Consider the following 25,614-nt stretch of genomic DNA (forward strand, 5'->3'; position numbering starts at 1 on the left):
AAATACGAATTATAAAACCATGAATTTAAAAGAATTCGTTATCAAAATTAATGAATTAATTCGAATGCACATATATACAAATAAACCAATAGATAATACTCAGTTGTGCATACCTAATGCATATTCGGAGATACTGTAAAATAAAGTAGGAAATAACCTTCCGTATGCCGAAAAATTTATATAATGGTTTTGAATATTATCTTATGAAAAAGTGAATTATGGTGAAAAAATGAAGGTTCTATTTTTAGGTAAAGAATTGGATGGTATCGATTCTTATAATGTTGAGAACTGCATGTTTTTACCATTTAATACAATAGATATTGCGAAGTATGATTTATCTATAATATACTTGCCGTTATTCTTTAAAAACCTAACTTCCTATTCAGCCAATCAGGCAAGTGTCATTACAATCCTAAAAGATTTGAAAATAAAAGAATGCCTCGAAAATAAAACCAACGTCGTTGTTATTGACCCTTACTTTAAGGATATATCAAAAGGAAGGATAGTGGAGCATTACCTAATGAAGCATTTAACAAGGGATGAGTTTACGGTTAAAGTTAAGGAAGGAAATGGGGTTGAAATTAAGGATGAAAAGTTCAAACCGTATATCAACTTAATTGGAGAATACAGCCACATATACAATATAAAGGATGAAGATGGAAAATTAGGGCTTGTTGATTCATTAGAACTTGTCTCTGATTACGATACTTGGGATTATGAAGTTTTATTCACTACAAAAGATGGAAAACCCTTAGGAGTTAGGGTTTACAAAAATGGCTCATTATATATCTTACATCCTCCAAAAGAAGGATTTAATGACTTTATGGGATTGATAGACACAATAAAAGAAATTATAAAATAAACGTGGTGTAATTATGACAAGTAAAGCAATTGAAGATTTCAAAATAACCTCATTTAAAATAACATTAAAAAAAGATGGTTTGCCAAGATGTAGTACCAAAACTACGCCTGGAGTAATAACACAAAGAAGTTGTGTATACTATGGAGCAAGATGGATTTTAGCACCAATAAAAAATACCATCCATGTAGTTCACGGTCCTGTTGGATGTGCTTACTATGGTGCCTATGTAAGAAAAAAGAACTATATGGTGGTTTCATCTGATGCCAATGAAGTTGATATTATATACGGTGGAGAGGAAAAGTTATTCAACACAATAATAGAATCTGCAAAGGAACTTAAAGGGGATGTAATATTCGTATATGTGACATGCCCAACAGCACTAAACGGAGATGATGTTGAAGGAGTATGTAGAAGAGCAGAAAAAACCTTGAAGATTCCTGTAATTCCGGTCTATTGTCCAGGATTTTGTGGATATCACCAATCAAAAGGGCATGAAATTGGTATGATGGCATTGTTTAGATTGATAGATAAGGAACCATTGGATGAAAAGACCGATGATATAATAAATGAAAAATATGAAGAAAGAAAGAAAACTATAGTTAGATTAGCCACACGGTTAAAGAAAAACCATAAAATCAAAAATTATCCATTAAGATACAATCATATTAAAAAAGTAGAAAAATCCCATAACAATAAAGAGGATTATAAGTATGCAGTAAACATCATTGGGGAGTTTGATGTTGCGGATGATTTAAAAGTAATAAAAGATTTATTGAGTAAATTAGGCATAAAGGTTATTTGCACGTTCACTGGAGATTGTGATGTTAAGAACATAATGGAATCAAAAAAGGCAAAATTAAACTTAATTCATTGTAGAGCAACTGGGAAACATATTGCTAATTACATGGAAGAAAAATATGGTATCCCACAATTGAAGGTTTCATTCTTTGGCATTACAAATACTCAAAAATCCCTATTAGATATTGGAAAGTTCTTTGGAATTGAGGATAAAGTTGTGAGATTGATAAATGAGGAATACAAAAGAATAGAAAAAGAACTAAACTACTACTTGGAAAAACTTGAAAATAAAAGAGTTGGTATATTCATGGGTGGTTCAAAGATAGGAATGCTTTCAAGTGCATTTAGAGACATGGGTATGGATGTTGTTGTTGTAGGTTCCCAGTTTGGAAGTTTGGAGGACTACTTAGAGGCATATATGAATGTTGATGAAGATACAGTTCTAATTGACGATGCATCGAATATTGATTTACAACTCCTCATGGAAAATAAAAGACCTGACATATTTGTTGGAGGTACGAAAGAAAAATTCTTATCATTGAAGGTAGGAATACCTTTCATTTCATTCCCACAAGATGACTACCCATTTACAGGATTTGTAGGCTTCTTAAATTTTGCAAAAGAAGTATATAGAAACATATACCACCCAATTTGGAAAATGATTGAATTTAATATGGGCTGTTTCCTTAAATGAAACATTAGAAATAATTATATACTTTTGAAACATTATAGTTATTCATAATTTGTCGTAAAAAGAAAAAAAAGGTTGTTGAAGATGTCAAACGAATATTTAGAGACAGTTAAACTAACTGCAAGATTTAAAATAAAAGAAATTCCCAACGAATTAACCAATATATTCCCAACCTATAAAACAATCGTTAATAACCTATTAAATTATGCTTTTAAAAATAATATTACAAGTTTTAAACGATTAAAGTCAGAAAAGTATAAGGATTTGAGAGGGAAGTATAAAAAACTACCCTCTCATTATTTATATACTGCATGTCAAATGGCAACCTCAATATTTAAAAGTTGGAGAAAGAGGCATAGAAAGGGAAAGGCAAGTAAAAAACCTGACTTTAAAGGCAGTGTAATAATGTTAGATGACCATTTATTTAAATTGGATTTAGATAAGGGTTTAGCAAGAATTTCAACGCCTTATGGAAGAGTTGAAGTAGAACTTTACTCCTCAGATTATCACAAAAAGTTTAAGGATTGGAAGGTTGGACAAGCATGGATTGTTAGAAAAAAGAATGATTATTATTTAAATGTCGTATTCTCAAAAAATATTTTGATTAAAGAGGGAGAAAACGTTGTAGGAGTTGATTTAAATGAGAATAACGTTACTATTGCCACTGATGAGAATATAATCCAAATTATAACTAATGAGAGAACTATTCGAACTTCTTATTATGTTAAAAGGAGAAAAATACAAGAGAAGATTAGATTGGGAGATAAAAAGAAGGAATTATTAGAAAAGTATGGGGAGAGGGAGAGGAATAAGATTGTTGATATTTATCATAAGGTTGCTAATAAGATTATTGAGATTGCCAAAAAGGTTGGTGGTGTTATTGCCTTAGAAAACTTGAAGGAGATTAGGGAAAAGGTTAATTATTTTAAAAAGTTGAATGGTCGCTTGCATAGATGGAGTTTTAGAAAATTGCAAGAGTTTATTAAGTATAAGGCAAAACTTAATGGGGTTAGGGTTGTTTTTGTAAATCCGCATTATACTTCATCCCGATGCCCGATATGTGGGGGTAGAATGAGCCCGAATGGGCATCGGGTTTTAAAATGTGAGTGTTGCGGTTGTATTGCTGATAGGGATGTTGTTGGTAGTTTAAACATTATGATTAGAGGATTTAAGGCTATAAAACCGAAGGATGTGGGGAGTTCCGTTCCCCCCGAAAGTTATCCAATGAAATTGGGAGGGTGGAAGGTTATCCGCTATGCTTGTTTCAATTGTTTCAAAATTAGCGGATAACCAGAACGGTTATGATACACTACCTGATAGCAAAGATTTTTGGAACTGCAATATTTGGCAGAGGTTTTTGTGGTTGGGGATGTTGGATAGCAATGATCCTTGAAGTTCTACCTTATAAAAACCCATCAGGAAGAGTTAAAAACTTGGGAATTTTGAGATATATTGTTTTTTTACTATCTTTAGGAATTGTCCTTTATTTTTGGAAATGTGGTTACACAATTTATGGATCTAGAGATAAGGAATTATTATGGTTTATTGTAGGATTAGCCATATACTACTCGTTTGGGATTTCAATGGCATTTCTTTTCAAGGATAATAGGGCATTTTGTAAATACTTTTGTCCAATTCCAGTTTTACAAAAAATATTAGGAAGATTTGCATTGTTAAAAATCTCAATTGATAAAAATAAGTGTATTAATTGTGGTTTATGTGAAAAGAACTGTCCAATGGATATAAAACTTTTAGACTACAAAAATAAAGGTAAAAGAGTTTTATCAACCGAATGTATCTTATGCACAACTTGTATGGGTGTTTGTCCAAAAAGTGCAATTGATGTAAAAGTTAAATTTGATTTTGGAGAAGAAATTTTGGGATATAGGGGTTAAAACCCCCAATTATTTAAAGTATCTGTCTAAGATTCCCTTTAACATTTTTGCATGTCTTGCTTCATCCCTACTTGACTCATCAAAGAAATCATGAGCAGGATCTATACCAAGTTCTTTTGCCTTTGTTGCAGCGGCTTTTTTCTCTTTATTTGCCATACATTCTCCTTTTAACATCATTTCAATATTTTCTTTTAAGTTTTCCGAAATAACACCATTCATTTCAGCAAAGTGAGCAGCGTGTTCTGCCTCTTCCATTGCTATTCTTTTTAAAACCTCAGCAACCTCAGGTAATCCTTCTCTTTGTGCCTGTCTTGCCATCGCTAAGTATAATCCAACTTCTTTACACTCTCCCTCAAAGTTTGCTTGGACTTCTTTTTCTAACTCTGTTCCTTTTGTTATTCCTATTTTGTGTTCATTTATTAACTCCAATTCCATACTTTCACCCCATTTTTTTATTACAATAATTAATAGTGTTAATTCTTATATATATCATTAATTGTTCGAGTTTATTTACTTTTAGCCATGAAAAATCCGAGATTCGTCAATAAATAAAAATATGGTAAAAAGTAGAAAGTTTAAGAAGAATTTATTCTTTTATTTTTGCAGCCAATCTTTTACCCATATTGTAGCATTTCTCTAATTCATCTTCTGTTGGGACATAGTAGAGTTCATATTCATCCAAGACCTCAAATCCACATGCTTTAAGTTCTTCTGCAAGTTTTTTAACCGCTCCTCCTTCTCCACCCATTGAACCAAATACAAGAGATAATCTCTTTCTACCTGTTCTGTTGAATTTCAATCCTCTAAGGTAGTATATTAAATCCCCAATACTTGGGTATGGCTCATCGTATATTGTTGGAATTCCAAAGAGGACAGCCTTACTATCTAAAATATCCTTAACAATTTCACTTCTTTCATCTTCATGTAGGTAGTACATAACAACTTCTACTCCCCCACTTATCAACCCTTCTGCAAATGCGTGTGCCATTTTTTGGGTTGAGTAGTGCATTGTGTCGTAGATAATTGTAACTTTATCTTCACATTTTCCAGTAGCCCAATCTGCATAAGCACTTATAACCTTCATTGGGTCTGTCCAAATTTGTCCATGGGAAGGAGCAATCATCTTTATCTTCTCAAGTAATCCAAGTTCTTTTACTTCATCAAACTTCTTCAAGACCAATTTTGATAATGGTGTTATTAAATTTGCGTAGAACTTTTTAGTAGCATCCATTAATACATACTCTGGAATTTCGTGGTCAAATCTCTTTGTGAAGCAAAGGTGTTGCCCAAATGCATCGTTTGAGAATAAAATTCCTTCTTCTGCATAGAATGTAAACATACTATCTGGCCAGTGTAATAATGGAGCCTCTAAGAACACCAATGATTTTCCTCCCAAGTCAACACTGTCTAAGGATTTAACAACTTTAAATGGTGCATCTTTTAATGATGGGTAGTGCTTTTTAAGCCCCTCAACTGCAACTTCAGTACAGTATATTGGTGCCTCTGGGAACTTTTTGTGGATTTCTGGTAAAGCACCACTGTGGTCTTTTTCTACATGGTTCTGAACAATCACATCAATCTTAAATTCCCTTCCCTCTTTTTCAAATGCATCCTTTATCCTCCCCCACATCTGAGTTGAGGTTCCTGGGTACGTGTTGTCTATTAAAGCAACTTTTTCTTCTCCAAACACAAGGTATGCGTTGTAGGTTGTTCCTTTTAAGGTGTATCCGTGGTATTTTCTAATGTCCCAATCTAAAACCCCCGCCCAATAAACTCCATCTGCAATCTTTACAGCATCTGCTTTCATTACTTTCACCCACTCAAATTGTTCAATAATTAAATTTATTTATACTCTAAATTTTTAAATGGTTATATTTATCTTAAATTTTAAAATAAGTTGTAAATCTTACTTAAATTTATGGGTATTTTTCCAATATTTAACGTAAACAACTATATACCAAGAACAAATAAACACCTGTATTTATCACGAAAAAAAGGGATATATTCGATTTACACTACAATAAAACCACTTCTATTTCACATAGATGTCGGGACGGTCGTAGGAGACACTTTTGTAACGACAAAGAAAATTATGAAGGAATCTAAAGAATTGGGGATGGAATATATTGGTAAACTTAGGAAAAACATTATAGTCGAGTATTTCGGTAAGAAGGTTAAGGTAGAAGAATTGTTTAGGATGGATTTTAGCGAAGATAAGCTTAAATTAAGGACTGTTAATGGAATAGAGTTTAGATTATCTGCTAAAATCGTGAATATCTCCGATGTTGGTAAAGTTAAAATCGTTGCAGTGTTTATGGAAAATCAGAGATTAGACGAAATGCTTCGCATTTCGTTGCTCGCTTACTTCGTAAGCGAAAACCCAAGTATTTAGTATCTACAAACTATAAAAAGAAGGCAGAGGATATTATAAGCGAGTATATGAAGAGACCGAAGATAGAAGAAAAACATCGAAGGGACAAATCGATTTTAGAAATCGAAGGAAACTATCTAACGTCTGAAAAGAGCAATATTGGATTTGTTAGATTTATGGCGATAGTATCAAACTGCATAGAATATTTGATACAAATATGGACTATCGTTTTATGAAATGGTTAAAGAGTGTAGTAAAGAACTAATAAAGAGGGGAATATTGTAATCACACTGTCAGTCAATTTAAATCATCGCTAAATACCATTACGGCAATCAACTAACAATCCAAACATTTATATAGCAATAATTGTAATGATTAATAATGATGATTAATACATCCCTGAGGTGAAGAGATGATAGAAATTAGATTTCACGGTAGAGGAGGACAAGGGGCTGTTACTGCTGCACAAATTTTAGCAAAAGCCGCATTTTATGATGGAAAATATTGTCAAGCATTCCCATACTTTGGTGTTGAGAGGAGGGGAGCCCCAGTCATGGCATTTACAAGAATCGATGACAAAAAGATAAGGTTGAGATGTCAGATATATGAGCCGGATTATGTTGTAGTTCAAGATGCTACATTGTTGGATTCTGTTGATGTTACGAATGGTTTAAAAAATGGTGGAAAGGTTATAATAAACATGGTAAAGGACATTAAGTTGGGAGATTGCGATACTTATTGCATTGATGCTACAGGGATAGCATTGGATGTTTTAGGGGTTCCTATTGTAAACACCACAATGTTGGGAGCGTTTGCTGGCGTTACAGGAGAAGTTACAATTGAATCATTAAAAAAGGCAATTATGGAAACATTCTCAGCAAAGTTAGGGGAGAAAAACGCTAAAGCAGCAGAGGTTGCTTACGAAACAATACTTGAAAAATACAAAAAATAAAAAATTAAAAAAGTGGTGGTTTTATGGTTACAATTGCTGCAATTATATATGAGGCAGGAAACTCAATCAGAAATAAAACCGGTAGTTGGAGAGTATTCAGGCCAATTTTGGATGCGGATAAATGTATAAAGTGTGAAAACTGCTATATATTCTGTCCAGAAGGGGCTATACAGGAAGTTGATGGGAAATTCACCATTGATTACGACTACTGCAAGGGATGTTTAATCTGCGTAAACGAGTGTCCAGTAAATGCAATAACAAAAGTTAGGGAAGGAAAATAAAAATAAAACAGGTAAATATAATCCCAAATAATCTAAAAACTTAAAATTGGTGAGATTAAATGTGTAAGGTCAAAGTCATAACTGGAACAAGTGCTGCTGCAGAGGCTGCAAGGCTTGCTGATGTTGATGTTATTGCAGCATATCCAATAACTCCACAAACAACATGTGTTGAGAAACTTGCTGAGTTTGTTGCTAATGGGGAGTTAGATGCAGAATATATCAAAGTAGAAAGTGAACATTCGGCAATGAGTGCTTGTATAGGGGCAAGTGCAACAGGGGCAAGGACATTTACAGCAACTGCATCCCAAGGGCTTGCTTTGATGCATGAGATGTTATTCGTTGCTGCAGGGATGAGGTTGCCAATTGTCATGATGAATGCAAACAGGGCATTGTCTGCCCCAATAAACATCTGGAACGACCAACAAGACAGCATATCCCAAAGGGACACTGGATGGATACAATTTTATGTTGAGGACAACCAAGAAACACTCGATACAATATTGCAGGCGTTTAGAGTAGGAGAGCATGAGGATGTTTTGTTGCCAGTTATGGTTAACCTTGATGGATTTATCTTAACTCACACAGTAGAGCCGGTTATTATTCCTTCAGAAAAGAATGCTAAAGCATTCGTTGGGGTTTATGAATCAAAACATGCTTATTTAGACCCAGACAGGCCAGTAACACAAGGGCCTGTTGGAGTTCCAGAATGTTATATGGAAACAAGATATGCCATTGAAAAGGCTATGGAAAATGCAAAGAAAGTTATTAAAGAGATTCATGATGAATTTGCAGAGAAATTCAAGAGAAGTTATGGAAATGGTTTGATTGAAACCTACAATATGGAAAATGCTGATACAGTTCTCGTTGCAATGGGTAGTGTTTGTGGAACAATCAAGGAAGTTATTGATAAATTAAAGGAAAAAGGAAAAGAAGTTGGTTTGTTGAGGATTAGATGCTACAGGCCATTCCCAGTAGAAGATATTGCAAAAGCATTAAAAGATGCAGAAAACATTGCAGTTCTTGACAAAAACATAAGTTTAGGTATGAACAAAGGGGCATTATATTTAGATTTGGCTTCAACATTTAGGGATAAAAAAGTTGTTAATTACATTGTTGGTTTGGGAGGAAGGGACATAAGAATAGATGATATTAAAAAAATCATCTCACACGTTGAAGTTGCAAAAGATGGAGAAACTGCATGGATTGGATTGAATGAATAAATTAATAATAAAATTTTAAATGGTGAAATTATGCAATTTCCAAGAGAAGAGTACTTTGCTCCAGGACATAGAGGATGTGCAGGATGTGGTGCTGCGATTGTTGCAAGGTTGGTATTGAAAGCATCAGGAAAGGACACAATTTGTACAAATGCAACTGGATGTTTAGAGGTTATGACAACACCATATCCTGAAACAGCATGGAGAGTTCCTTGGATACATACTGCATTTGAGAACTCTGCTGCAGTTGCAAGTGGTGTTGAAAGTGCCATTAAAGCATTAAGAAGGAAAAGGGGAAAATTCAACAAAAAAATAAATGTAATTGCCTTTGGTGGAGATGGAGGGACAGCAGATATTGGTTTCCAAGCATTGAGTGGTGCAATGGAGAGGGGGCATGATATGGTCTATATTATGTACGATAATGAGGCATACATGAACACGGGGGTTCAAAGAAGTGGTTCTACCCCATTAATGGCTGCAACTACAACATCCCCAGCAGGTTCAAAGATTAGAGGGGAAGATAAACCTAAAAAAGACATGCCATTGATTATGGCAGCACACGGAATTCCTTATGTCGCTACTGCCTGCATCTCCTATCCAGAGGATTTCATGAATAAAGTTAAGAAGGCATGTGAGATTGAAGGTCCTGCATATATTCAAGTGTTGCAGCCATGCACAACAGGATGGGGATATCCAGCAGATAAAACCATAGAAATTGGAAGATTAGCAGTTGAAACAGGAATTTGGCCATTATATGAAATAGAGAATGGGGAGTTTAGGATTACATACAAACCAGCAAAAAGAAAACCAATAAAAGAATACATAAGAATGCAAAAGAGGTACAGGCACTTAACTGATGAAGATATTGAGAGATTGCAAAAATACATTGATGAGAGATGCAAAGAATTCGGGCTTTAAATTTTCTAAATTTTGTTTATTTTTTAATTCTTTTATAAAAACTCAATAGGTGCATTGTCATGAAAAAAATAATGATGGTAAATGATAAATGCGACAACTGCGGGGATTGTGTCAAGGCATGTATGGAAATTTATGGAGTTAGTAGGATAAGTATTTTAGAACATGATGGGAACTATCTGCCAATAGTATGCCAGCATTGTTCCTCTGCACCATGTATGCAGGTATGTCCAGTTAATGCCATTGAGTTTAGGGGAGAGGTTGTTTACTTAGATGGTGAAAAATGCATCGGCTGTGGGTTGTGTGCATTGGCATGTCCATTTGGGGCAATAGTGATGGCAGATAAAGCACATAAATGCGTTCTCTGCATTGAGAGGGATGAACCTGCATGCGTTAAGGCATGTTCAAAGAGATGTCTTGAAGTTATTAGTGTTGAAGATGCTATATGGGACAAGAAAATTAAAAATATTGAGAACTTTGCAAAATTGACATTAAATAAAAAAATTGAAAATAAAGGTGGATTATTTTCAAAAATAACTGTTAATGCGAGGGTTAAATTTTAATCTAAAACAAAAACCTACGAGAGGATGCCGAGCAAAGTGAGGCATCCTACCCTATTTGGATGAAACCTTTTTAAAAGGTTTCTTTCAGAGATAACAGTTAATGCGAGGGTTAAGTTCTAATTTAAATAAAAAACCTACGAGATAATGTCGAGGAAGCATCTTTTGAGGTTAAGTTCTAATTAAAAATTTTCAGGTGGATCGTATGAAAATCTTGGCTAATGTTGAGTTGTGTGTAAGTTGTGGGAAGTGTGAGAGAATTTGCCCAAACAATGGGATTTTTGTCATTGATGGTATTCCAATTAAATGTATGCATTGTGAAAAAAGCCCATGCTTAAATGTGTGCCCAGAAAATGCAATCGAAAGAATCAATGGAAAGGTTGTTTTAAATAAAGATAAATGCGTTGGTTGTGGTCTCTGCATGACAGTCTGTCCAATTGGAGCAATAAGATTTGATTTAGATGTTGCTTCAAAATGTAACGGATGCTACGATAGGGAAGAAGAACTTTGCAAATTGGTATGTCCAACACATGCATTGGATGAACTTGAACACACCATAGATAATAAGCAACAAAACGTCATATCAAAATTCAAAAAAATCTACTCATACATCTAGGAAATAGTTTATTTAAATTGGAATTAAGTTTGCATTAATTTTTTTGTCTTCAATCTCCAACTTCATTATGGATTTTATTGGACATCTTGGAGTTGTTGGACTTCCAGGGTTTAGTAATAGGATATCTTTTTGTTTTTCAATTAATGGTGTATGTGTATGTCCGGAGATTAGGATATCCACCCCCATCTCTAAACCCAAGTATTTTAATTTTAAAGTATCTCCCCTTGGGTATATGATATCTCCATGTATAATCCCTATTTTTATACCATCTATATCTAAGATCTCTTTTCTTGGCAATTCTAAGTAATCCATGTTTCCTTTAACAGCAACAACCTTTGACAAATCCTTCAACTCATTTAACACTTGAGGGGATGTTACATCACCACAGTGCACAATTAAATCTACATTTGAGAACTCATCTATAACCTTTTTTGGCAGAATATTTGCTCTATCTGGGATGTGCGTATCTGATATGATGCCAATCAACATGCTCCCACCATGATATATTTAAATATTTTGATAATAATGTCAAAAATAAAATGTGTGTGGCTTCCTTGGGGTGGGCACGACTCCCATACCACCACTTTGCCCCAAACCACCGCTCTATCCCGCTACCCCATGAGCGTTGATGTCCCGCCTACCGCTGCTCCCTTCCGGGCCTGACGGGGTTCGGCGAGTAAAGGAGGTTGCTCCCTCCTTCCAGAGGGAGTTCCTCCACCATCAAACCCCATGGGACGAGATATCACTGCAGGGTTTGGGAGTGGCGGTATAGAAGCCATGCCGCCCCCAAGTTTTCGGCCCCCGCATGAGGACGATTTCGGGTTACAGGGGACGCCCAGCCCCCCGGCCTAGCCACACACATTCTATACTATAGAAATTTGAAGGTATAAATAATTTACTACATGTCAAATTTTTTGTCAAAATGTTCTAAAAAATTATTTGAAAAATGTTTATGACATATATCTACAGGGTGTCATACTGAAACTTACAACAAACTATTTATAAATTAAATATTAAAAAATAAATAATATAATTGTACTTGGAGGATGATTATGAGGTTAATCAAAGAGGCTTTATCTAAAAACAATGATGAATTTAGAAAAAATTTGAGTGATGATTTTGGAGAAGCAAGAATTTTGGTCGTTGGATGCGGAGGAGCAGGAAACAACACCATTCACAGATTGATGGAAATTGGTATTGAAGGGGCAGAAACTATTGCTATAAATACGGATAAACAGCATTTGGAGATAATTAAGGCGGATAAAAAAATACTGATTGGTTCAACATTAACAAAAGGTCTTGGTGCTGGGGGTTATCCAGAGATAGGTAGAAAAGCAGCAGAATTGGCAAAGAATATTTTAGAGGATGTATTAAAAGGTGCAGATTTGGTGTTTGTTGCGGCAGGGATGGGTGGAGGAACTGGAACTGGTTCTGCTCCAGTTGTGGCAGAGGTCGCAAAAGAAAATGGCGCTGTTGTAATTGGGGTTGTAACATACCCATTCAAAATTGAGAGAGCAAGGTTAAAAAAGGCGGATGAGGGTATTGAAAGATTGGCAGAAAGTTGTGATACAGTTATTGTTATAGATAACAACAAATTGGTTGATTTAGTTCCAAACTTGCCAATGAACGATGCATTTAAAGTTGCGGATGAGATTATTGCTCAAGCAGTTAAGGGGATAACTGAAACCATATCTGTCCCAAGTTTGATTAATATAGATTATGCTGACGTTAAAGCGGTAATGACTGATGGTGGAGTGGCGATGATTGGTGTTGGGGAAGTAGATTCAGATACAAAAGGAGATAGGATTCAAACAGTAGTTAAAGAAACCTTAGAATGCCCATTGTTAGATGTTGATTACAAAGGGGCAAAAGGCGCTATCATACACATAACTGGTGGGCCAGATTTAACATTAAAAGAGGCAAACGACATTGGGGAAGGAATAACTGAAAGTTTAGACCCTGATGCAAATGTAATTTGGGGGGCAAGAATAGATCCATCAATGGAAGGTTGTATAAGAGTAATGACAATCATAACAGGTGTTAAATCACCAAATATCCTTGGTAGGGATAGAAAACCTAAGAGGATTATACCAAAACTAGAAAAAAGAGGAACTAGTAGTTTGGGGATTGATTATATTGTATAATTTATTTAAACATTTTTAAATTAACAATTCTGAATTTATTTTTGTACACGATAAAAAGGAATGGATATAAATACCCCTACAATTTTAAGAATTGTACGTTAACAAATATAAATTATCATTTTTTTATGATATTTGGATCATTTATGTTTTAAACTAAATTTTGATGTGGTGGAGTATGAAGGCTCATGAGAGGTTATTATTAAAATTAGAATCATCAGAGGAATTCATAGAAGAATTAAAAAGAATACTTTTGGAGTTGAATGTTCCATTAAAAGAATTTTCTGAGATATCAGGTATTCCCTATAGTACGCTTTACAAAATCATGCAGGGGAAAGATTTTAGAATTTCAACATTAAGAAGAATAGTAGAAACCATAAAAAAATTTGAGCAGGAAGAAACTTGTGAGGATGTGATTGCAATAATTGCTGCAAGGCCTGCACTTGATAGGATTAGAAGTAAAAAAGTAGAAATAAAAGGAAAAGAATACATTTTAAAAGAATATCCTGCCCATACATTGGAAGATTGTATAATTGCTGCAATTCAGGCTGAAAGGGAGGGTGTTAAGGCTATAGTATGTGCCCCAATAGTAAGTGCCAGTATTGAAAAAGTCGTTAGAATTCCAGTAGCAGTTATAATTCCTGAAAAAGATGCATTTATGAATGCTTTGGAGGTTGTAGTTGATAAAATATAAGATAAGTATTATTCAGTATCTTCATCTACGATTTTGACTTTGAATTCACAGTAATCATGTCCTGTTGCGTGGCATTTAACCTCAGTAACATATACACTTTTACCCAATATATTCTCTAACATACCTGCAATAAGCCCTGCCTCAAAAAAACATACTGGTTTTCCAATATTTGGTAGTCCAGAGCAGTCGATGCATTCATAAATCCTTATTTTTAGTGGATTTTCATCTACAATTTCCAATATTCCTATGTTATACGCCTTGAAGAACTCTATCATCTCTTCTATTGATCTAATTTTTAAATATTTTCCAAAAGATTTTCCAGCAGAGTATATTTTGGAATTTTTACTAAATCCCAAATAGTTAAGCATTGAGAACTTAAGAACTCTAAATAACACCACATCAACACATCTTCCTAATGTTGGTCTATCAACGTCATCTAAATCATCAAAGTTTATATTACCTTTATCTTTTTTCCCAATATTTTTATTTTGTAAAGTTTTCATAAACCTCCCCCATGAAAATATAAACCTTAAAGTAATTATTATCATATCTAAATTAATATGTTGTAGTTAAACCTTTAAATACTTTTTTATTTTTTTCATTTTTGGAAATAATAAAAAATAGATAAAAATACCACGTTCAAAAAATTGTTAAAATTATCTTTTTTCAATAAAGGACTTTACTCTATCTAAGTTATTCTCCATTATTCTATTTGCCTCATCTTCAACATCTTCTAATGCACTTATTGTCAAAGCAGGCATATGTACTTCATCTAAAAATTTGTGTATGTCTTTTTCATGGAATATTATTCCCTCATAGTACCTTAAATTAGGAATTACATACAAAACCCCATCTAAATCAAGAACTTCTCTTGCAGAGTCCATAACAGTATCTATCGTCAATGTCATTGTACCAGATGTTTTTGATACCTTTGATTTTCTGTAGGTTTTTAAAATACCAATTCTCTCTCCAACTGTTGCCCTCTCCATGGTGTTATCTACTTTATAGATATATTCGTCATAACAACCTTTTGGATCCTCAACAATCAAACATTTTGGATTGAATTTTTGTAAGAAGTCAGGAGATAGCCCTCCAATGCCAGTTATATCAATGACTAAATCTGGATTTACTTCTCCAGTCCTCATTTTTAACTTTAATTGATTCATTTCCATAAATTTCACATTTTTGTTAAAGACAAACTCTTTTAAATGATGTTGAATATCAACTAAAATAACCTCTTCAGAGTAATCTGTGAGTGAGTGAGCAATATAACCCCCACATAGGTATGCTCCAAAGATAACAGTTTGCTTAAATTCTTCACCTTCTAAAAAGTATTTTATGGCTTTTGCTTTTTTCTCAACGATGTGGTTTATTATGTCATTAATTTTTATCTTTGTATCTATTGTCTTTACTGTTTCGGTTATGCCGTATTTCATTACTTCCACCCTTAGTCATTCCTCAAGATCAGTTTTTAAATAATTACTCGTTCTTATAATATAAAGGTTGTATGTCTATTCCTATTCTTTTTAAGGCATCTATCAACTCTTTTTTTATTCTAACTTCAATATCTTCCTTATGTAATACTGATGACGGGGATAATGAGGCGGATAAAATTCTTCCTTTGCCATCCATTATAACAAGCATTGAACCAGAACCAGGAACTCCCAACCTGCCTCTCGCAATAATTAAATCTGCCTTTTCTGTATCAACTGCCATCAGTCCTTTATTTACAGCAGGCATCCTTGTTAAATCAGCGTAGTTTGTATTTATGTTAAGCATTTCGATTTTTGCATTCACGATATGTGAGAGAATATCCCCTATTACTTTAAATTTTTTTTGATTGTTTGTTGCTATTATTATTTTCTTTGCATTTAGTATGATTCTTTTTATTGCTTCAACTTCCTCTTCTTTATCCCCTTTCCTCTCATTCTCTATAGATTCTGTATATGCTTTTTTTATAATCTTCTCCATACTACCACAAAATTAAGTTTGTGAATTAAAAATAAATAATTAAACTCTCTTCAACCAATCTAAATCATTTTTATGCAAATCTCTAATGTCTGTAAGTCCCAATTTAAGCATTGCCAATCTACTAAACCCAATTCCCCATGCTAAAACTGGCTTTTTAATCCCCAATGGTTCTAAAACCTCTGGCCTAAACATTCCAGCCCCGAGTAACTCAAGCCATCCTTTACCTTCCAAATAAACCTCTGCCTCAAGTGATGGTTCAGTGAATGGGAAATACGCAGGTCTAAATCTAACTTTTTCAAAGCCCAATCTGTTTAAAAATTCCTTTAAAATACCTATGAGATTGTCAAATGTAACGTTGTCATCCATTATTATGCCTTCGCATTGATAAAACTCTGGCAAATGCTTGTAGTCAATTGCTTCATTCCTAAACACTCTACCTATGCAAAATACTTTATGTGGCTTTTCCTTCTCTTCATCTGAAAGTGATGCGAGGTATCTTATTGATGATGCTGTTGTGTGGGTTCTTAAAACTGTTCTTTTTGAAACGTTTTCATCAAACTTATATTTCCAACCCTCTGAAATCTTTAAACCGTTGATGGTTCCATCTTCGTGGATATCCTTGACCTTCCTTAATAAATCCTCTGGAACATCTCCCTCAGTCGGGTATTTTAAGAAAAAGGTATCTTGCATTTCCCTTGCAGGATGGTCTTGTGGCTCAAAAAGAACATCAAAGTTCCAGAACTCTGTTTCTACAATTGGACTTTTAATCTCTTTAAATCCCATACTAATTAAAACTTCCTTAATTTCTTTTATAATTCTTGTTAATGGATGCATTTTTGCAGGATAAACCTCTTCAACAGGAATTTTGACATCATAAGGTCTTATATATGCCTCTCTCCATCTTCCACCAATAATGTCTTCTCTTGTTAATTGGGTAATTTCCTCTTTTATTTCAATTGGATTCTTTATGTATTCTTTACCTTTTTCAGTGAGTTTTATTTTTCTTTCAACTTCTTCATCAATTTTGAGGAATCCTCTCTTTTTTAGGTTTTCAATAATTTTTCTTTCTTTTTCATTATACGAATTCAAGTGTGGATTTTCCTTTATTTTTGCTAATAAAATCTCTTCCTCATCCTCATAATCCAACGTCTCAAAAACAATATTTCCTTTTTCTATTTTTGCAATCCCCTTTTTCTTTAAATTTCCCAATGCCGCATTTATCTCATCTTTATCCAAAATATTTTTAAGGTCTTTTATTGGTATTGAGTTCAAATTGTTTTCTTTTAGGTATTTTGCTATTCTCCTCTCTGGAAGTCCTTTTTCTAATACCCTATTTCCCTCCTCAGTTAATACGGCAATAGATTCTTTATTTTCAATAATATCTACAAGTTTCTTTCCAGAAAGCCATAGAGCAGTTCTCATAATTTTTTCTTTTTCCATGTATTGGGAGAGTTCATCAACGTCCATAATTTCCTTCTGCGTCTCTTGAAAAACCTTTAACAACTTTTTTTCATCCATATGAAGTTCCACAATTACCACCTAATAATTTTTATTATCCTTCATTATTTAGAAATTTTTAGTGAGAATAGATTTTTATTGTAAACATACAGGTGTAATGTTTATTCTATCTTTTACCTAACTAAATAAAAAATTTTTCAAAAAATTCATCTACATTTAAATTTATAAATTTAGAAAAAATAATAATATGAATTAAGAAAATTAAATAACACATTTGGAAATTTAGAAAGTTTAAATTTATCTATCATTGAAATGGTGATTTAATGATTGACAAGAGTATTATTGATGAAATGTATAAAGAAGGTTATAGAATTGCTCAGTATGGTATATACTCAAAAAAGTCAAAACCCTATAAAACCTTTAAAATTCCCGTTGATGCGGGGCTTGGCTGTCCAAATAAGGAGAATGGCGGATGCATATTTTGTCCAAAAATGGGTAGGCCTATTGCTGTTAAATATTGCAACGTAAAATACCCACTAAAAGAGCAAATCGAAATGCAAATGAAAAAACAAAAGGATAAAGGCATTGAGAAGTTTTATATCTACTTCTACCCAGGAACAAACACTTATGCTGATTTGGAAACACTAAAAGAACTTTGGGATTTTGCACTATCTTATGATGATGTTATTGGACTATCTATTGGAACAAGACCAGATTGCTTAGAAAAGGAGAAATTGGATATTTTAGGGGAGTATGTTAAGGAAGGATATGAAATTTGGATTGATTTGGGCATTCAAACCATGCATCAAAAAACACTCGAACTTTTAAATAGAAAACATAATGTCTCAGATACAATAAAGGCAATAAAGGAATGTAAAAAAAGGAATATTTTGGTTTGTGGTCATGTGATCTTAGGTCTTCCAAATGAAACATGGAATGAAATGATGGAAACTGCAAGGATTTTATCCATTTTAGGGATTGATGCATTAAAAATTTATCCTCTTGTTGTTGTAAAAAATACAAAATTAGAGGAGATGTATTGGAGAGGAGAGTATAGAACACTCGATGAGAAACAATACATCAACTTAGTTTGTGATTTTTTAGAGAATCTCTCCCCTCATGTTTTAATTCAAAGAATTTCAAAAGATAAGGTTCCAGAAGATATAAAAGTATCGCCTGAATGGACATTGGGTAGGTTGAGGATATTAAATGAAGTAAATAAAGAATTAGAAAGAAGAAACAGTAGGCAAGGGGCAAAATATACTTATGACACATAGTTATATAAAATTCTACAAATTTTATTTAAGAAATTAAAAAAATAAAGTTTTAATGTCGTGATAGTTAAATTCATAGATAAAATATAAATATGACAATCTATCTTTATATTTTAGGTTAAAGTTTACTGCATACACACAAAAATTAGGGCAATATTTTAACTATTATTTAATGCAATTTTTGATAGTAATCAATCATTTACTAACTATTACGATTTTTACTTTCTATTTTATATAATATTTGTGAGGGATAGGATGGTAAAGATAACCGACACTACTTTTAGAGATGCACATCAATCATTAATGGCTACAAGGATGAGGACGGAAGACATGTTACCTGTTGCCGAGAGGATGGATGAAGTTGGATTCTATTCTATGGAAGTTTGGGGTGGTGCAACATTTGATGCATGTATTAGGTATTTAAATGAAGATCCTTGGGAAAGGTTGAGGGAGTTGAAAAAGAGGATCCAAAATACCCCTTTGCAAATGCTTTTAAGGGGGCAAAATTTGGTAGGATACAGGCATTATCCTGATGACATCGTGGAAAAATTCGTTCAAAAATCAGCGGAGAATGGGATTGATATTTTTAGGATATTTGATGCGTTGAATGATGTTAGGAACATGGAAACAGCAATAAAGACAGCAAAAAAATGTGATGCTCATGTTCAAGGTGCTATTAGTTATACAATAAGTCCAGTTCACACGATAGAGCAATACGTGGAACTTGCAAAAAGATTGGAAGAACTTGGATGCGATTCTATATGTATAAAAGACATGGCTGGACTTTTGAGACCATTTGAAGCAAAAGAATTAATTACAAGATTAAAAGAGGAAGTTTCAGTTCCTATTCAATTGCACAGCCACTGCACAAGTGGAATAGCCCCAATGACATACTTTGCCGCTATTGAGGCAGGGGTTGATGTAATCGATTGTGCAATGTCTCCATTTGCAATGGGGACTTCTCAACCTCCAACAGAAAGTATTGTTGCAGCATTGAAGGGAACTAAATACGATACAGGATTGGATTTGAAGTTATTGGAAGATATTAGAAAATACTTTGAAGAAGTTAGGGAAAAATACAAGTGTTTAATAAACCCAATCTCAGAGAGGGTAGATGCAAGAATCCTCTTATATCAAGTTCCTGGAGGAATGTTGTCAAACCTCGTTTCCCAATTAAAGGAGCAGAATGCATTGGATAAATTTGAAGAGGTTTTAGAGGAGATTCCAAGAGTTAGAAAAGATCTTGGTTACCCACCACTCGTAACCCCAACATCCCAAATTGTTGGAACCCAGGCAGTTATGAACGTTTTAACTGAAGAAAGATATAAGATTATTACAAATGAAGTTGTAAATTATGTAAAAGGATTCTATGGAAAACCACCTGCTCCAATAAGCAAAGAGTTAATGAAGAGGGTTTTGGAAGAGGGAGAGAAACCAATAACATGCAGGCCTGCTGATTTGTTAGAGCCGGAGTATGAGAAGAGAAAGAAAGAGGCTTTAGAAAAAGGTATTGTAAAGAAAGAAGAGGATATTTTAACTTATGCATTATATCCACAAATTGCTGTGAAGTTTTTGAGAGGGGAATTGAAAGCAGAGCCAATACCAAAAGAAAAGGATGTATCCAAATTCATGGAGGTTCCAACGGAGTATGTTGTTGAAGTTGATGGAGAGGTGTTCAATGTTAAAATTGAACCAGTTTGGGGAACTGAATTGAAAGAAAAGAAAGAAATAATAACTGCTGAAACCGAAGGGGCTGTTTTATCTCCATTTAGAGGAATGATTACAAAGATAAAAGTTAAAGAAGGTGATGAAGTCAAAAAGGGAGATGTAATTGCTATATTAGAGGCAATGAAGATGGAGAATCCAATTGAAAGTCCAGTAGATGGTAAGGTTGAGAAGATATTGGTTCATGAAGGGCAATCTGTGAATGTTGGGGAAGTAGTAATGATAATCAAAATAAATTAATTTTTTTGTATATATTTGATACGTTCTTTTTTATTGTAAAATTAAATTTATTTTGGTGAGATACATGTTCGAAAAAGTATTGATAGCAAATAGGGGAGAAATTGCTGTAAGGATTATAAGGGCTTGTAAAGAGTTGGGCATAAAAACTGTTGCTATTTATTCTGAGGCGGATGAACACTCCCTCTATACATCCCTTGCTGATGAATGCTACTGCATCGGCCCCCCTCCAGCATTGAAGAGTTATTTAAATATAAATGCAATATTAAACGTTGCTGAAAAAGCAGGGGTTGATGCTATCCATCCAGGTTATGGATTTTTGTCTGAAAATGCAAACTTTGCAAGGGAATGTAAAAAGAGGGGCTTTGAATTTATAGGGCCTTCTCCAGAGGCAATAGAGGCAATGGGGAGTAAGATAAACGCAAAAAGAATTATGAAAAAAGCAGGAGTTCCGGTTCTTCCAGGAAGGGAAGAGCCAATAGAAACTGAAGAAGAGGCTGTAGAGGTTGCAGAGGAGATAGGATATCCAGTTATAATCAAGGCCTCTGCTGGTGGGGGCGGCATGGGAATGAGTGTTGCCTATAACAAAGAAGAATTAATTGAAAAAATAGGATCCACAAAGTCAATAGCAAAAAGTGCATTTGGTGACGCTACAATATTTATTGAGAAATATTTGGAAAAGCCAAGGCACATTGAGATTCAGATTCTTGGAGATAAGTATGGAAATATGATTCACTTAGGGGATAGAGAGTGTTCAATTCAAAGGAGACACCAAAAGTTGATAGAGGAGGCCCCATCACCAATAATGACGGAGGATTTAAGAGAGAAAATGGGGGAGGCGGCAGTAAGGGCTGGAAAGGCAATAAATTATTACAGTGCAGGGACTGTTGAGTTCTTATACAATGATGGGGAGTTCTACTTTTTGGAGATGAATACAAGGATTCAAGTAGAGCATCCAATAACGGAAATGATAACTGGAGTTGATATTGTAAAAGAAATGATAAAAATAGCTTCTGGGGAGGAACTTTCTATTAAACAGGAGGACGTTGTATTTAGGGGGCATGCAATAGAGTGTAGGATAAATGCAGAAGATGCCATAAATGACTTTGTCCCATGTCCAGGAAAGATTAAGGCCTATAGATCTCCAGGAGGTCCTGGAATTAGGTTGGATAGTGGAGTTTATAGGGGGGCTGAAATACCGCCATACTACGATTCATTGATATCAAAACTTGTAGCATATGGAAGAGATAGGAATGAGGCTATTGCAAGGATGAGAAGGGCATTATCTGAGTATATAATTATTGGAGTTACTACAAATATCCCATTCCATAGGGCGGTTATGGAGGAAGAGGACTTTATAAAAGGAAATCTCTCAACCCACTACGTTGAGGAACATTGGGGGGTTTTAAAAGATAGGATACTTAAGTATGCGATAGAGGCTAAGGAATTGGATAAATTATTTATTGAAAAAGTATTTCAAGATAATAAGAAAGTTGCAGCGATTGTTGGGGGCTTAAATGCCTACATATCTCGCATTATAGCCAATAACAACAAAGAAAAAGATAAATATGGCGGGGAGTAATTATATTTTAATATTTAAATTTGTTTATATTAATCGAAAACTTTATATACCACTTTGTTAATTTTTAATTTGTAGTTAAGTCGTGGGCTCGTGGTCTAGATGGCTATGATGCCGCCCTGACACGGCGGTGGTCGGGAGTTCGAATCTCCCCGAGCCCACCATTTTTATTTATTTTGGAAGTTTATATCCATATATTTGAATTAATAAATTAATAGGTTTAAAAAATAAAAATAAATAGTTATTTCAACAACATCCCAACTTCCATACCAAGTTTTTTTGCACGTTCAACATCATCAATACTACAACTAATTTCTTTTTTTTCTCTTTTAATTTTTCCATCCTCTACAACAGCACATTCAAGTTCTAACTTTTTCAATTTCTCATCATATTTTGCAAGAGATCCAAACGGAGCCTGACAGCCCCCACCATACTCCCTTAAGGCAAATCTTTCAGCAGTAACTTCTAAGAAAGTTTTTTTATCATTTATCTTTTTCAAGATATCTATGATTTCCCAATCATTCTTCCTTACTGCTATACCTATAGCCCCTTGGGCAGGGGATGGTAATATATTTAATCTCTTAAAGTTAAATTCCTCATTTAAATTTATTTTAAGCCTTCTTATTCCTGCCTCTGCTAAGACGATGGCATCGTATTCATTGTTTCTCAACTTATTCAAACGTGTATCGACATTTCCTCTTAAAAGTTTTATCTCAATGTTTGGATACATTATCTTTAAAAATTCTTTCCTTCTTATACTTGATGTTCCAACAACAATTTTTTCCTTTCCATTCAAAAATCCCTCAACTTTTTCATTATCTTTATTCCAAATAATCAAATCATGATAACTTTCCCTCTTAGGCATTGCGGCGATTATTAAATTCTCATTCCATACAGTTGGGACGTCTTTTAAACTATGAACTGCTATATCTATCTCGTTATTTAACATTGCCAAATCAAGTTCTTTTGTAAAAACACCAATCCCCAATTCAGAAAGTTTTTTATTTTGAATCTTGTCTCCAAAAGTCTTTATTATTTTAATCTCAGTTTCCACCCCTTCATTTTTTAGTAAATCAGCAACTTGGTATGTTTGAGTTAATGCTAGCTTACTTCCTCTCGTCCCAATAATTACCTTCAAAAATACCACCTTTTTTAATTATAGTTGTTTGTAAATTTTAACTAAAATTTTATTTATATATACAGTATCTCCGAACATCATAATGAACTATAAAAAAGTTAATATTTGATAATAATCAACCAATATTATTCAATAAAAAATAGGGGGTGAGTCATATAATGCGAAGAATTGCCATGCGGTGGAAGTTATTTCAGCCTTTAACGATTTTATTAATTAAAACAATTCAAATTGTCTAATACATATTCGGAGATACTGTATTAAAATTTAGGAAAGTGTCCATTAATAAGTATATCCATTTTATAGTACTGTGAAACACCTTAGTTTCATATCAACATAAAAACATTGTTACTTCCTAAAATAAATGCTATCGAACTCTATATTCTTAATCAATTTCCAAGTATTTTCATCTAAAATGTGCATCTCCAATGGAGAGAATGTATATAAGTAGTTGTTTATAAACAAAGATCTTAAAACGATGGTTTTATGTACGTCATCTTTAACCATCATTATCTCATTATTCTCAACTTTAAATATATAAGCATGCTTATTAACTGGAAAGAAGAAGATTTTATATTTTTCATCCCATAGAAATGCATGATAATCTCTCAACGTAGGGCTCCAATACTCATCCAATTTGTACTTATCAATCTCTTTTGGATTCTCCAAATCAGAAATATCAAACAAAGAAATCTTTAATTTTCCATCATCATCCCTACCGATACCAATAAATAAGTTATTTCCAATTGGATGTAGGTAAGTTGAATATCCGGGAATTTTTAATTTGCCCAAAACTTTTGGATCTTTTGGATATCTCAAATCAATAACCAACAATGGATCTGTTTCTTTATAGGTTACTACATAAGCCTTATCTCCCATAAACCTAACTGCATAAATCCTTTCCCCTTTTTCTAATCCCGTGAGTTTTCCAACAACATTTAGATTTTCATCTAAAACAAAGATATTATTGGTCATTCTATCCTTGAATCTCCAATCTCCAATAGTTGTTGCTACTCTTAAATATCCTTTATATTCGTCCATTGCAAAGTTATTTAAAAGATGCCCACTAACTTTTCCACTCTTCACTTCAAAGTTATCTAAGTTAACTTTAACTATCCCAGTGAGTTCATATTCTTCCCAGTGTTCTTCCAAATAATTTTCAAAATCATTCTGCAAATTTTTCATTAAGTTGTGTCTATCTTCAGATGGTAGTGAGTTTAGATATTTGTTGATGGTTTCGGTTATTTCAATAAATTTTGCCCTCTCTCCGAAGTCCTTATTTTCAATGACTCTTTTTATCTTATCAACCACGTCTTCTGGGAAATATTTGCCTGCATTTTCTTTTAAAAACTCAAGCATTAGTTTCTCTTCATTTGTTTTTAGATGGTAAGCAAAGTATAGGTTATTCTTTGACATGTATAAGGTTGTTCTGTAAGAACTAGTAATTGCTATTGAGCTTTCAACCTTTCCATCTTCTATATTTATTTTGCCTATTATATAGGTTATATCAAAATTCCTTATGTAGATTGGAGGAGGTATGGGGATGTAGTATTTATCATATCCGATTCTATATCCATTCCATATAATTGGGCATTCAACAGAGTTTTTTCTAACAACTAAGTATATTGTGTTGTTGTATAACCTTGAATCTATATAACTTCCATTTAAGTTCATCTGCCAAATTATTTTTGGATATTTTGGATTTGAAACATCATAAGAGATTATTTTATGCCTACCAATAATTATCAATGTGTTATTTATCAAATAGAGATTTCCACTTTGGGAGATATTGTTTATTACCCCTGCCTCCTCTGGTGGTAAGGGATTAATTAAATAACTCTTTCTATGAGAAAAAACTATAATTTTCCCATTTGTTTTTAATATGTCTGCTTCGTCAACATCCTTAACTTGAACATTCGTTTCCGAGTATCTTTCTGATTCTTTAACACCAGTAGACTTTGCATCAGATACTGCCACTGCCTGTTCACCTGTATACCTAAGTCCTCCAACATAGTATCCATCTCCCTCAAGATTATTCTTAAACTCTTCAAATTTTAGTTTAGATTCAGCGGGAGTTAGTTTAAAGTCCCAATTTTTTTCCTTTATTTCTTCTTTATCCTTCTCAAAACAACCACAAATTAGGGATAAAATCAATAGTATGGATATCCCAAAAGTTATTAAATTTTTCATAATCCCACCAAATATTTAATTTTATAAATTATTTTATTTTAAAAATATAAAA

26 protein-coding genes, 1 tRNA gene and 1 other RNA gene are annotated in these 25,614 nt (G+C 33.6%); 18 read left to right on the forward strand and 10 right to left on the reverse strand.

Annotated features, from left to right (window positions below):
• Positions 1–229 precede the first annotated feature (229 nt).
• The 4 genes from METFODRAFT_RS00885 (at position 230) to METFODRAFT_RS00900 (ending at position 4,246) form a co-directional block, all read left to right on the forward strand.
• The gene (locus tag METFODRAFT_RS00885; RefSeq protein WP_007043625.1) at positions 230–862 is read left to right on the forward strand and encodes a hypothetical protein; all 633 of its coding nucleotides are present in this window, start codon (positions 230–232) and stop codon (positions 860–862) included.
• Positions 863–875: 13 nt separating this feature from the next.
• Positions 876–2,354: a nitrogenase component 1 gene (locus tag METFODRAFT_RS00890; RefSeq protein ID WP_007043626.1), complete on the forward strand. Its 1,479-nt coding sequence runs from the start codon at positions 876–878 to the stop codon at positions 2,352–2,354.
• A gap of 81 nt (positions 2,355–2,435) precedes the next feature.
• Positions 2,436–3,641 (forward strand): RNA-guided endonuclease InsQ/TnpB family protein, encoded by a 1,206-nt coding sequence (locus METFODRAFT_RS00895; RefSeq protein ID WP_007043627.1) that lies wholly within the window; start codon positions 2,436–2,438, stop codon positions 3,639–3,641.
• Positions 3,642–3,652: 11 nt separating this feature from the next.
• Positions 3,653–4,246: a 4Fe-4S binding protein gene (locus tag METFODRAFT_RS00900; RefSeq protein WP_007043628.1), complete on the forward strand. Its 594-nt coding sequence runs from the start codon at positions 3,653–3,655 to the stop codon at positions 4,244–4,246.
• A gap of 9 nt (positions 4,247–4,255) precedes the next feature.
• Here METFODRAFT_RS00900 and METFODRAFT_RS00905 read toward each other — a convergent pair whose 3' ends face one another.
• Complete coding sequence (locus METFODRAFT_RS00905) at positions 4,256–4,681, reverse strand: ferritin-like domain-containing protein (RefSeq protein WP_007043629.1); 426 nt, start codon at positions 4,679–4,681, stop codon at positions 4,256–4,258.
• A gap of 151 nt (positions 4,682–4,832) precedes the next feature.
• Entirely contained in the window at positions 4,833–6,053 is a 1,221-nt protein-coding gene (locus METFODRAFT_RS00910; RefSeq protein WP_007043630.1) for an FprA family A-type flavoprotein, read from the reverse strand.
• Between the two features lie 285 nt (positions 6,054–6,338).
• Between METFODRAFT_RS00910 and METFODRAFT_RS09825 the strand changes: the two genes are divergently transcribed.
• From METFODRAFT_RS09825 to METFODRAFT_RS00945, 8 genes are all read left to right on the forward strand, one after another.
• Entirely contained in the window at positions 6,339–6,638 is a 300-nt protein-coding gene (locus tag METFODRAFT_RS09825; protein WP_083820824.1) for a hypothetical protein, read from the forward strand.
• Between the two features lie 32 nt (positions 6,639–6,670).
• Entirely contained in the window at positions 6,671–6,853 is a 183-nt protein-coding gene (locus tag METFODRAFT_RS11260; RefSeq protein ID WP_245528861.1) for a hypothetical protein, read from the forward strand.
• A gap of 176 nt (positions 6,854–7,029) precedes the next feature.
• Positions 7,030–7,569: a pyruvate ferredoxin oxidoreductase subunit gamma gene (locus METFODRAFT_RS00920; protein ID WP_007043633.1), complete on the forward strand. Its 540-nt coding sequence runs from the start codon at positions 7,030–7,032 to the stop codon at positions 7,567–7,569.
• A gap of 23 nt (positions 7,570–7,592) precedes the next feature.
• On the forward strand, positions 7,593–7,850 hold the full coding sequence (porD, locus tag METFODRAFT_RS00925) for a pyruvate synthase subunit PorD (protein WP_007043634.1): 258 nt from the start codon (positions 7,593–7,595) through the stop codon (positions 7,848–7,850).
• 59 nt (positions 7,851–7,909) lie between these two features.
• Positions 7,910–9,070 (forward strand): pyruvate synthase subunit PorA, encoded by a 1,161-nt coding sequence (porA, locus tag METFODRAFT_RS00930; RefSeq protein ID WP_007043635.1) that lies wholly within the window; start codon positions 7,910–7,912, stop codon positions 9,068–9,070.
• Between the two features lie 30 nt (positions 9,071–9,100).
• Positions 9,101–9,985: a pyruvate synthase subunit PorB gene (gene porB, locus METFODRAFT_RS00935; RefSeq protein ID WP_007043636.1), complete on the forward strand. Its 885-nt coding sequence runs from the start codon at positions 9,101–9,103 to the stop codon at positions 9,983–9,985.
• A 59-nt stretch (positions 9,986–10,044) separates the two neighbouring features.
• The gene (locus tag METFODRAFT_RS00940; RefSeq protein ID WP_007043637.1) at positions 10,045–10,545 is read left to right on the forward strand and encodes a 4Fe-4S dicluster domain-containing protein; all 501 of its coding nucleotides are present in this window, start codon (positions 10,045–10,047) and stop codon (positions 10,543–10,545) included.
• A 202-nt stretch (positions 10,546–10,747) separates the two neighbouring features.
• Positions 10,748–11,158 carry a 4Fe-4S dicluster domain-containing protein gene (locus METFODRAFT_RS00945; RefSeq protein ID WP_007043638.1) on the forward strand — a complete coding sequence of 137 codons (411 nt, stop codon included), beginning with the start codon at positions 10,748–10,750 and terminating at the stop codon, positions 11,156–11,158.
• Between the two features lie 12 nt (positions 11,159–11,170).
• Here METFODRAFT_RS00945 and METFODRAFT_RS00950 read toward each other — a convergent pair whose 3' ends face one another.
• Positions 11,171–11,647, reverse strand: a complete 477-nt coding sequence (locus tag METFODRAFT_RS00950) for a metallophosphoesterase (RefSeq protein WP_007043639.1) — start codon at positions 11,645–11,647, stop codon at positions 11,171–11,173.
• 53 nt (positions 11,648–11,700) lie between these two features.
• Positions 11,701–12,017: signal recognition particle sRNA (gene ffs / locus METFODRAFT_RS09835), an RNA gene on the reverse strand.
• Between the two features lie 193 nt (positions 12,018–12,210).
• Here ffs and ftsZ point away from each other — a divergent pair.
• Both ftsZ and METFODRAFT_RS00960 read left to right on the forward strand, forming a co-directional pair.
• Positions 12,211–13,302 (forward strand): cell division protein FtsZ, encoded by a 1,092-nt coding sequence (gene ftsZ / locus METFODRAFT_RS00955; RefSeq protein WP_007043640.1) that lies wholly within the window; start codon positions 12,211–12,213, stop codon positions 13,300–13,302.
• Between the two features lie 175 nt (positions 13,303–13,477).
• On the forward strand, positions 13,478–13,993 hold the full coding sequence (locus METFODRAFT_RS00960) for a helix-turn-helix domain-containing protein (protein ID WP_007043641.1): 516 nt from the start codon (positions 13,478–13,480) through the stop codon (positions 13,991–13,993).
• 8 nt (positions 13,994–14,001) lie between these two features.
• Here METFODRAFT_RS00960 and METFODRAFT_RS00965 read toward each other — a convergent pair whose 3' ends face one another.
• The 4 genes from METFODRAFT_RS00965 to pheS all read right to left on the reverse strand — a co-directional run bounded on the left by METFODRAFT_RS00965 (position 14,002) and on the right by pheS (position 17,494).
• On the reverse strand, positions 14,002–14,496 hold the full coding sequence (locus tag METFODRAFT_RS00965; protein WP_007043642.1) for a DUF2507 domain-containing protein: 495 nt from the start codon (positions 14,494–14,496) through the stop codon (positions 14,002–14,004).
• 153 nt (positions 14,497–14,649) lie between these two features.
• Positions 14,650–15,429, reverse strand: a complete 780-nt coding sequence (locus tag METFODRAFT_RS00970; RefSeq protein ID WP_007043643.1) for an SAM-dependent methyltransferase HcgC family protein — start codon at positions 15,427–15,429, stop codon at positions 14,650–14,652.
• Positions 15,430–15,472: 43 nt separating this feature from the next.
• On the reverse strand, positions 15,473–15,964 hold the full coding sequence (locus tag METFODRAFT_RS00975; protein ID WP_007043644.1) for a DUF3236 domain-containing protein: 492 nt from the start codon (positions 15,962–15,964) through the stop codon (positions 15,473–15,475).
• A gap of 39 nt (positions 15,965–16,003) precedes the next feature.
• Positions 16,004–17,494, reverse strand: coding sequence for a phenylalanine--tRNA ligase subunit alpha (gene pheS / locus METFODRAFT_RS00980; RefSeq protein WP_173361546.1), 1,491 nt, complete (start codon positions 17,492–17,494; stop codon positions 16,004–16,006).
• A 251-nt stretch (positions 17,495–17,745) separates the two neighbouring features.
• On the opposite strand from pheS, the gene METFODRAFT_RS00985 reads away from it, so the two are divergent.
• The 4 genes from METFODRAFT_RS00985 to METFODRAFT_RS01000 all read left to right on the forward strand — a co-directional run bounded on the left by METFODRAFT_RS00985 (position 17,746) and on the right by METFODRAFT_RS01000 (position 22,401).
• The gene (locus tag METFODRAFT_RS00985; protein WP_007043646.1) at positions 17,746–18,699 is read left to right on the forward strand and encodes a TIGR01212 family radical SAM protein; all 954 of its coding nucleotides are present in this window, start codon (positions 17,746–17,748) and stop codon (positions 18,697–18,699) included.
• 252 nt (positions 18,700–18,951) lie between these two features.
• Positions 18,952–20,661 (forward strand): sodium-extruding oxaloacetate decarboxylase subunit alpha, encoded by a 1,710-nt coding sequence (oadA, locus tag METFODRAFT_RS00990; protein ID WP_007043647.1) that lies wholly within the window; start codon positions 18,952–18,954, stop codon positions 20,659–20,661.
• A 64-nt stretch (positions 20,662–20,725) separates the two neighbouring features.
• Complete coding sequence (locus METFODRAFT_RS00995) at positions 20,726–22,240, forward strand: acetyl-CoA carboxylase biotin carboxylase subunit (RefSeq protein ID WP_007043648.1); 1,515 nt, start codon at positions 20,726–20,728, stop codon at positions 22,238–22,240.
• 84 nt (positions 22,241–22,324) lie between these two features.
• Positions 22,325–22,401 (forward strand) — tRNA-Val (locus METFODRAFT_RS01000).
• Between the two features lie 77 nt (positions 22,402–22,478).
• Here the strand turns inward: METFODRAFT_RS01000 and hemC are convergent.
• Both hemC and METFODRAFT_RS01010 read right to left on the reverse strand, forming a co-directional pair.
• The gene (gene hemC, locus METFODRAFT_RS01005; protein WP_007043649.1) at positions 22,479–23,375 is read right to left on the reverse strand and encodes a hydroxymethylbilane synthase; all 897 of its coding nucleotides are present in this window, start codon (positions 23,373–23,375) and stop codon (positions 22,479–22,481) included.
• Positions 23,376–23,720: 345 nt separating this feature from the next.
• Complete coding sequence (locus METFODRAFT_RS01010) at positions 23,721–25,562, reverse strand: beta-propeller domain-containing protein (RefSeq protein ID WP_007043650.1); 1,842 nt, start codon at positions 25,560–25,562, stop codon at positions 23,721–23,723.
• Between the last annotated feature and the right edge of the window lie 52 nt (positions 25,563–25,614).

The sequence above is a fragment of the Methanotorris formicicus Mc-S-70 genome (assembly GCF_000243455.1).
GTDB lineage: Archaea > AGJL01 > Methanococci > Methanococcales > Methanococcaceae > Methanotorris > Methanotorris formicicus.

Coding starts and splice junctions, on each gene's coding strand:
- porB (WP_007043636.1), top strand. CDS start 9,101: ATGCAATTTCCAAGAGAAGAGTACTTTGCTCCAGGACATAGAGGATGT.
- METFODRAFT_RS00960 (WP_007043641.1), top strand. CDS start 13,478: ATGAAGGCTCATGAGAGGTTATTATTAAAATTAGAATCATCAGAGGAA.
- METFODRAFT_RS00910 (WP_007043630.1), bottom strand. CDS start 6,053: ATGAAAGCAGATGCTGTAAAGATTGCAGATGGAGTTTATTGGGCGGGG.
- oadA (WP_007043647.1), top strand. CDS start 18,952: ATGGTAAAGATAACCGACACTACTTTTAGAGATGCACATCAATCATTA.
- METFODRAFT_RS00895 (WP_007043627.1), top strand. CDS start 2,436: ATGTCAAACGAATATTTAGAGACAGTTAAACTAACTGCAAGATTTAAA.
- METFODRAFT_RS00940 (WP_007043637.1), top strand. CDS start 10,045: ATGAAAAAAATAATGATGGTAAATGATAAATGCGACAACTGCGGGGAT.
- METFODRAFT_RS00920 (WP_007043633.1), top strand. CDS start 7,030: ATGATAGAAATTAGATTTCACGGTAGAGGAGGACAAGGGGCTGTTACT.
- METFODRAFT_RS00995 (WP_007043648.1), top strand. CDS start 20,726: ATGTTCGAAAAAGTATTGATAGCAAATAGGGGAGAAATTGCTGTAAGG.
- porA (WP_007043635.1), top strand. CDS start 7,910: ATGTGTAAGGTCAAAGTCATAACTGGAACAAGTGCTGCTGCAGAGGCT.
- METFODRAFT_RS00945 (WP_007043638.1), top strand. CDS start 10,748: ATGAAAATCTTGGCTAATGTTGAGTTGTGTGTAAGTTGTGGGAAGTGT.
- porD (WP_007043634.1), top strand. CDS start 7,593: ATGGTTACAATTGCTGCAATTATATATGAGGCAGGAAACTCAATCAGA.
- METFODRAFT_RS00950 (WP_007043639.1), bottom strand. CDS start 11,647: ATGTTGATTGGCATCATATCAGATACGCACATCCCAGATAGAGCAAAT.
- METFODRAFT_RS00885 (WP_007043625.1), top strand. CDS start 230: ATGAAGGTTCTATTTTTAGGTAAAGAATTGGATGGTATCGATTCTTAT.
- METFODRAFT_RS00900 (WP_007043628.1), top strand. CDS start 3,653: ATGATACACTACCTGATAGCAAAGATTTTTGGAACTGCAATATTTGGC.
- ftsZ (WP_007043640.1), top strand. CDS start 12,211: ATGAGGTTAATCAAAGAGGCTTTATCTAAAAACAATGATGAATTTAGA.
- METFODRAFT_RS00985 (WP_007043646.1), top strand. CDS start 17,746: ATGATTGACAAGAGTATTATTGATGAAATGTATAAAGAAGGTTATAGA.
- METFODRAFT_RS09825 (WP_083820824.1), top strand. CDS start 6,339: ATGAAGGAATCTAAAGAATTGGGGATGGAATATATTGGTAAACTTAGG.
- METFODRAFT_RS01010 (WP_007043650.1), bottom strand. CDS start 25,562: ATGAAAAATTTAATAACTTTTGGGATATCCATACTATTGATTTTATCC.
- METFODRAFT_RS00890 (WP_007043626.1), top strand. CDS start 876: ATGACAAGTAAAGCAATTGAAGATTTCAAAATAACCTCATTTAAAATA.
- METFODRAFT_RS00965 (WP_007043642.1), bottom strand. CDS start 14,496: ATGAAAACTTTACAAAATAAAAATATTGGGAAAAAAGATAAAGGTAAT.
- METFODRAFT_RS00970 (WP_007043643.1), bottom strand. CDS start 15,429: ATGAAATACGGCATAACCGAAACAGTAAAGACAATAGATACAAAGATA.
- METFODRAFT_RS00905 (WP_007043629.1), bottom strand. CDS start 4,681: ATGGAATTGGAGTTAATAAATGAACACAAAATAGGAATAACAAAAGGA.
- METFODRAFT_RS00975 (WP_007043644.1), bottom strand. CDS start 15,964: ATGGAGAAGATTATAAAAAAAGCATATACAGAATCTATAGAGAATGAG.